The organism is Nocardia sp. NPDC059228, from assembly GCF_042754245.1.
Taxonomy (GTDB): domain Bacteria; phylum Actinomycetota; class Actinomycetes; order Mycobacteriales; family Mycobacteriaceae; genus Nocardia.
The window spans coordinates 1-6,444 of record NZ_JBHZAL010000079.1; the positions used below are offsets into that span (position 1 = coordinate 1).

The 6,444-nt window shown below is 64.5% G+C and carries 5 protein-coding genes and 1 pseudogene; 4 read left to right on the top strand and 2 right to left on the bottom strand.

The window, feature by feature from the left end:
- Nucleotides 1–180 precede the first annotated feature (180 nt).
- Nucleotides 181–585, top strand: a complete 405-nt coding sequence (locus ACFXKA_RS42340) for a nuclear transport factor 2 family protein (RefSeq protein WP_379431806.1) — start codon at nucleotides 181–183, stop codon at nucleotides 583–585.
- Nucleotides 586–800: 215 nt separating this feature from the next.
- Here ACFXKA_RS42340 and ACFXKA_RS42345 read toward each other — a convergent pair whose 3' ends face one another.
- Complete coding sequence (locus tag ACFXKA_RS42345; RefSeq protein WP_379431807.1) at nucleotides 801–1,112, bottom strand: hypothetical protein; 312 nt, start codon at nucleotides 1,110–1,112, stop codon at nucleotides 801–803.
- Between the two features lie 603 nt (nucleotides 1,113–1,715).
- On the opposite strand from ACFXKA_RS42345, the gene ACFXKA_RS42350 reads away from it, so the two are divergent.
- The gene (locus ACFXKA_RS42350; RefSeq protein ID WP_379431808.1) at nucleotides 1,716–2,147 is read left to right on the top strand and encodes an RICIN domain-containing protein; all 432 of its coding nucleotides are present in this window, start codon (nucleotides 1,716–1,718) and stop codon (nucleotides 2,145–2,147) included.
- 205 nt (nucleotides 2,148–2,352) lie between these two features.
- Entirely contained in the window at nucleotides 2,353–2,901 is a 549-nt protein-coding gene (locus ACFXKA_RS42355; protein WP_379431809.1) for a hypothetical protein, read from the top strand.
- Between the two features lie 135 nt (nucleotides 2,902–3,036).
- Here the strand turns inward: ACFXKA_RS42355 and ACFXKA_RS42360 are convergent.
- Nucleotides 3,037–4,502: pseudogene (locus tag ACFXKA_RS42360) on the bottom strand (ISL3 family transposase).
- A gap of 500 nt (nucleotides 4,503–5,002) precedes the next feature.
- On the opposite strand from ACFXKA_RS42360, the gene ACFXKA_RS42365 reads away from it, so the two are divergent.
- A complete protein-coding gene (locus ACFXKA_RS42365; protein ID WP_379431810.1) occupies nucleotides 5,003–6,241 on the top strand; it encodes a hypothetical protein in 1,239 nt (412 codons plus the stop codon).
- Nucleotides 6,242–6,444 lie beyond the last annotated feature (203 nt).

Sequence of the window (6,444 nt, forward strand, 5' to 3'; positions counted from 1 at the left end):
GCACGGTCTCGATGGCGATGCGGGCGCCGTCGTCGAGCCAATTCCCGGGGCCTACACCCCGAGATCGAACCTGGCGGGCGCGTTCGGAAAACGATCAGCGGGTGCCAGGTCTCGAAGGCGAACGACAACACGACGGCGCCATTCACCCCTACGCGAGGAACACCAGTTACCGTCCTCACCATGGACATCGCTCTCGACCAGCCCATGGCGGTGGTGCTCCGATACGTCGATGCCTTCAACAACGGTGACTCGAAGGCGATGACTGCGCTGTGCGCTGATCCGATGCAGATACTCGACGGCATGTCGCCGCACGTGTGGCAGGGGCCGACAGCCAGCGATGACTGGTGGAGGGCCGTACGCAGGGAGGGCGAGCACGCGGGAGCGTCGGGCTACCACATTGCGCTCGGCGAGCCGCGGCACGTCGACGTCACCGGTGACCACGCCTATGTCGTTGTTCCCGCCGCCATGACGGTCGATCTGCAGGGCAAACAGGTAACGCAAACCGGCTCCATCTTCACCGTCGCGCTCGGCAAGGTGGGGACACAGTGGCGGCTGACGGCCTGGGCTTGGGCAAAAGGTGCCTGAGGCGGCATGCGATAGCTGACGACGCCGCCTAACCTACAGGGCCCGACACCGCCGACGAGCCCCTTGCGCCCATCGCTACATCACGGTGTTCGGAAATCGATCGGCAGCCGAACGCGAGCAGCCCTGCCCGGCGGAACGGCCGTTCCCGCAGGAGGGAGTGTTCGGGAACCTGTCCGTTTGGGGGTGCACCCCGGACTGCCGTTGTGGGTTCGGAGTTACCGTCGAGAACTCTCATTGCCGCCGGTAGCCGGGATCGGCCACTCCACGGCGAGTTGCCGATGGCCGTGACGGGCGCGGGCCGCGTCGGCGGTCAGACCCAGTGCCGCACCGATCTGGGCCCACGTCGCTCCGGAGCGGCGGTCCGCGATGACCGCGCAGCTGATCAGGTCCTCGACCAGGTCCGGGAAGGGCGCCACCGCCACGCTGTGCAGTCCACCGGCAGCGAGGCGGCCGTACGTGGTGAGGTCGGCGATCAGCTCCTTGACCACCTCGACCTGCACGGTCAGGTCTTCGGCGATGAACGCCATCGCAACCTGCGGGTTGACCGCCGCTCGAACCGACCGGGTTTCACGCCGGCGGGCCCGGTAGGCGGCCTGGCGGTGCGCGGGTCGACAGTAGCGACGGACCCCAGCCCGGTCGCTCGGCAGCCGGGCACCGCACCAGCCACAGGTTGTGGGCATGCCGTCACCCATATCCGGACGATACGCCCGTCATGATGTGGCGGGGCCCGGGGCCGGTGTCTTCGACATTCACCGATGGTCTGCCTCTAAAACGATCGTTTCCGCCCACTCCGGCTGCGGTCGACTCCTCACCGTCTGGCACTCCAAGGTGCGGGATCAAGAGGGCAGCAACGCTTCATGTACCAGGTGACACGATTCTTACCGGCACCCCTACATGGGGTTCCGGCAGTAATCGCCGAAGATCGAACGGATTTGGAATCGTTCTGCGGCTCCTGCCGCCGTCGCGGATGGTGATCTTGCCGGGTGTGTGGAATCTGGTCCGGTGGGGTGGCGAGCTTGGTTTACTTGATCTTGGAGATTCGCCTTGGACGACGACTACGAGATCAGCGCAGCGTCACCGAAGGGTTCGAAGCTCGGTGGTGGTGCGCTCACGACAGTGAGGACCAGACCATGGCTGAGTTGACCGAGGGCACATACGAGATCGTCAACAAATCAATGAATCTGGCGATTGGGCTCGACCGGGGGGACGGGGTCAGTGTGGTCCCTGTGGAGCCCGGTGAGACCGACGGGCAGCATTGGCAGCACTGGACGGTTCAGTTGACCAAGGGAACCTCTGGTTTCCAGATCACCAACAAACAAACCGGCGCCCAGCTCGCACTCGCTGCAGTCCAGGAAGGCGCCCGTGCCGTGTGTGATGGTCAGAGCTTCACGTGGGTGATCGAGGGCCAGCCTGGCGGTCCGCCTGATGAGCCACTGCTTGTGGGTGTATCGGGCACTCGGCTGTCTCTGTGCCTCATGCCCGACGAGCAGACTCTGGCCGTCGAGGTCCGGTCACCTTCTGGAGAAATTCCCATCTTCTGGCGCTTCCAGCCCGTTGGTTAGTCGCCACGGGCAGAACGCATCGAAGGTGTAACCGATCGGGTAGATCGACGCCCGAAGCAGAGACTGGGGAGCCACTGGGCGGGTCTGCGATGTGCGCTGACCCGTTCGACCGGCTCAGCGCGACACGGCCCGGGAGTCTCAGGTGATCTGGCCGGGTTGGTGTCGTCGAAGGCAAGGCCCAGTGCACGATCTTGTTGGAGGGGCAATGACCAGGATCGATTCACAGAACTTCGCCACCCTGCTCGACACCATCGCCCAGCGCCGCAGCGCCGGCGACGGCACAGTTTCGGCGGAGGCCTCCACTCACATCCCCGAGGTCAGAGCGGCGAATATCCCGCAGGAGGTCAAAGACGCAGTTCAACCCGCCGAGACCGGCATGCAGCAGCAGCTCGACCACACCTGCACCGCCGCGTACACGGACGCTCGGCGCGTCCTCGCCGGTGACATCTCACGCGAACAGTTCGAGGACCTGATCAGTCAACTGGTGGACAGCGCCCAAACCCAGTTCACTCAGCGGCAGGCCTCGACCAAGGCAGCACTCAAGAGCCTCGACAGCCAGCACCCCGACTGGCAGCAGATGATCTTCAACGTATTCGAGGCGGTCACTGACCTTCTAATCAAGATGCTGGACAAGGAATTCGGCTTCCTCACATCGCTGAAGACGAACACGCCCCAGCAGGCAGGTCAGGTGAACGGATTTTTCAGCGACTTGATCCGTCAGCTCGAGGACGGGTGGAGTCAGATCGTTGGGTGATACCGCATTCCCACGACCGGCGGTGACACAGCAGCTGACAAACCACGGCACGCCGATCGAGCATTTCAGCACCTGACCGACGGTCCCGGGAGTGTCGGGATAATGGCTCTGGCGCACTTCCGGTGGTGATCGAGGCTAGGCCAGGAGGATGCGGTGGCGAAGTAGCCGAAAGCTGGCTCTGCCATACATTTGTCGCTTGATCAGCTTGGTTTTGGTGTTGACGCCCTCGATCGGCCCGTTGCTGTAGGACAGAGTGAGGCCGGCGACAGCAGCGGCGTGGTCCTTTTCCAGGCCGCGCAGGAAAGGCTCGAGCTCTGCGAGTCCTGCTTCACGGACCTGCTTGATCCATGTGTCGAGGTCGCTGCCGCGGCGTTCGGTCATGAGCGCGCCGAATTCGGCGACGAGCTTGGCTAGGTCGGTCATTTCCGGGCAGGTGGCCAGGAGTTCGTCGAGGTGGGTGCGCCGCCCGGCGGGAAGGTCGGTAGGCCTGCTCAAAATCCAGGAGGTGAGCCGCCGTGGCGAGGGCATGAGCCGGTCGCCTTCGGCGCGGCCCTGGTTGAGGTATTTGTGCAGCAGATTGATGCCGCCGGTGTAGCCGAGGGCTTTGATCTCGTGGAACAGATGCAGCACTGGGACACCGGGCTCGGCTTCGCGGCGTTGGCGCAGGTGGTCGCGGTAGGGATCGACCAGACAAGCACGGTATTGCGGCGGGCGGCGCAACTGATTCGGTTCGGCCGCACGGGCGTATCGCTTGACGGTATTGAGCCCCAGACCGAGCCGCCGGGCGCAGTCGAGCAATCCGACACCGTTGTCGAGCAGGTTGTGAACCGCGTGCCAGCGTTCCAGAGTCGTTGTCTCGCGGGTCAATGTCTGCCGTTTCGGCCCTGCCGCGGCCCAGCATCGAGCGTGCGCGGCGACGGCGGTTTCGACTGCCCAGGCCAGTCCGTGCCAGAGGTGCCAGCGATCGCTGGCTTGCACCGCGCTGGGCAGAGCCCGCCGGATCGCTTCGGCGTAGGCGGCCGAACCGTCACGGACCACGATCTCGACACCCGGCTGTTCGCGCAGCCATCCCTCGAGCGTTTCGGACCGACGATCAGCCAAAACATCGACCCTTTGATGGGTAGCGGCGTCGATAAGCACCGTGCCATAACGGTTTCCGCGGCGAAACGCGAAGTCGTCCACGCTCACCACTCGGGGAACCGGCCGCCGCGGCGCAGGGATGCGCAGCAGCACCCGCACTGCGGTGTCGCGGGACATGCGCACCGGCAACGCTGCGAGCACGCGGATCGCGGCTCGCCCGGCCAACTCCCGCACGACAGCCCGCACCTGGCCGGTCAGCCGGGCGGTGCGGCGCTGGTAGCGTTCGAGCACGCCCGGAACCTGCTCGCGAAACGTCTTGCAGCACTGCGGTGTCGAGCACATCAGCCGCCGGACGCGCACCCGCACGAGCACCGCCCGTCCAGCGGCAGGTCCGCGACCGTCCGATCGTGATAACTGTGAACCCGCATCGACTCGGCACCACACCGCAAACACACCGCCGGCCGCGACGCCGTCCTGGCCTGCACAACCACCCGCTCACCCTCGACCACCACACCCTCCATCACCAGCGGCAGCAATCCCGAAAAGGCAAGCCCAACAACATCATCCACCTCGACCACCGAGGCATCATGCCGTCAACCAGCCTCGATCACCACCGGAAGTGCGCCAGAGCCGATAATAATCCGACACTCCCACGGTCCCGGAACACCCTCTGGGACCGTCGGCACGCTGAAGCGACATGCTTGGATTTGAGGGTTCAGGAGCTTCCGGAGCGAAAGCCGCACCAAGCGAACAGGCTGAACCCTGTTGGTGTGCCGAACATTTCATGGCGCCGTGATTGACGATCGGGGACCCGGCTACAGGTGGCTCGGGGTGTTCGCGTCTCCCGTCGCCGAGGTTCTGCGCCCAGGTGAGTTTGATCTATATGTCCGGTGGATCGTCTAGAATCGTGTGCGCAGCTATTGGGTCGGGATGACTCGTCCCGGCTATGGGCGCGGAGCGCGCGCCATCCGCTTTCTCCTGTCCCTGTTTCGGATGAAACTCATACGGCAAGGAGCGGTACATGACTGCACAACCCACGGCACTCAGCGGGCCCACCCTGCAGGACAAGGTCACATACCAGCTGTGCGAGTACGCGAACCTGGTCAACAGCATCGAAAATGACGGCAACCTGGAGGGCCAGCTCCAGCAGCAGATCCAGCGGTACCTCGACCTCAACCGCGCGACGATCGGAGGGTGGGAGATCGTCTGGGGTCCGGGGGTCGCGGTGTTCCCCACCGACATGTACGCGGTCAACGCTTTGTATATGGCGCAAAGCACCGAGGATCGTTCCCGGTACGTGATCGCCATGGCCGGCAGCACCGACGCTCTGGTGTTCGACTGGCTCGTCGAAGACTTCCTGATTCACCAGAAGCCGTGGTTCGCGAATCTCGCCGCTTGGTACACAGAAGGCACGGCCATCGGCGTGAACATCCTCACTGGGATTACCCCCTCCGGCGACCGCCCTGGTGCCGGCCGCACCTTGCCCGTGTTCCTCAGTACGCTCGGTGACGCCGCTATCGACCTGACCGTGACCGGTCACAGCCTCGGTGGCGCCCTGTCGCCCACACTGGCCCTGTTTCTGCGCGACACCCAGATGCTGTGGAACCCGTCCGAACAGGCCACGATCAGCGTGCTGTCCACCGCTGGACCAAGTTTCGGCAATCAGGAATTCGTCGACTACACCACCCAACGACTGCATCGGGTGCAGCGCTACGCCAACGACCTCGACATCGTCCCGTACATGTGGAACCCGGCCGACATCGATTGCGTCAAGGGCTTCTACTGCGAGAACAACCTGCGCGCCCCCGACGCCTTCCCGCTGATGTTCGACCTGCTCAAGACCAAGGCGTCCGTGTCGGGCCAATACGCACACTTCGACGCCACCAACGGCGTGTTCCAAGGCACGTTCAACCCGGACTTCAGCGATGACTACGGCAAACAGATCGGGTACCAGCACATAGGCGGCTACCACCAGTTCTTCGACATCCCCGGCGTGACCTGGCCGCAGAACGTCATAGCCCTCCCGCCGGTCACCCCCGACACCGGAACAGGCCGCATCCTTGCCTCAGCCGGTGTATCACTCGGCGACGGCGCAGGGAAAGCACCGGCCAATCATCGGCCGGTAACCGTCCCGATCAACGGACAACCCGTGGAGCTGCCCACCAATCACGACAGCCCCGAGGCCAGGCAACTCGCGGCCCGCATCACCGCCGAATTCGATTCTCACCGCAGCATGAGGCCGAACCGATCCGCACGTTGAAGTGGCCAGACGGCGAGGAGCCGACCGCAGCCGGAAATGATCGGTTCGTGACATCCTGCGGGTTTCTTTCATCCGTAAGGGGTCATCCCTGCCACTGGAGGTGCTCATAACCTGTGGTTGAGCGCCGCGTAGAGGTGGGGAGCCACTGTGCGGGTCTGCCGTGGCGGGGGGGGGCCCGAGAACGGGCAGCCCCGGCCACCCCC